Origin of the sequence: Pseudomonas sp. SMN5 (assembly GCF_052041925.1) — a bacterium.
In the GTDB taxonomy this organism is placed as follows: domain Bacteria; phylum Pseudomonadota; class Gammaproteobacteria; order Pseudomonadales; family Pseudomonadaceae; genus Aquipseudomonas.
In genome coordinates, this window is record NZ_JBKGGX010000077.1 from 1 (window position 1) to 448 (window position 448).

At 64.5% G+C, this 448-nt stretch carries 1 pseudogene; it reads right to left on the minus strand.

Annotation, left to right across the window (positions count from 1 at the left end):
* Positions 1–448: pseudogene (locus tag ACLEJR_RS27050) on the minus strand (RHS repeat-associated core domain-containing protein); the annotation flags it as partial.

Below are 448 nucleotides of genomic sequence, written 5' to 3' on the forward strand. Positions count from 1 at the left end.
CTCGTCGTAGTGGTGTTGCAGGCGGCCGGCGGCGCTGTGTTCTTCCAGCAACTGGCCGGTGGCGTCGTAGGCGAAGCTCAGGCTTTGCACGTTGCCTTGCAGGTCGGTGAAGGTGACGGCGGTGAGCTGGTCCAGCGGGTCGTAGGTGTAGTCGGTGCGGCCATCGTCGTTGATCTTGGCGATCAGCCGTCCTGCGGCGTCGCGTTCCAGCCGGTGGACGATGGGGGCGGGCGGTTGCTCGGGCACCACCGCGAGGCCGTTGCCATAGGGTGCTGGGAGGGCGGTCACGGCCGAGACGTTATCGAGCATGTCATAGCTGTAGCGCTTGGCACTGCCATCCAGGTCCCGTTGCTCGACCAGGCGATCCCCGGCATCCCAGGCAAACCGATAGCTTTCGCCATTCTCATTGACCAACGCTTGCAGCCGGCCAAAGCCGTCATAGGCAAAC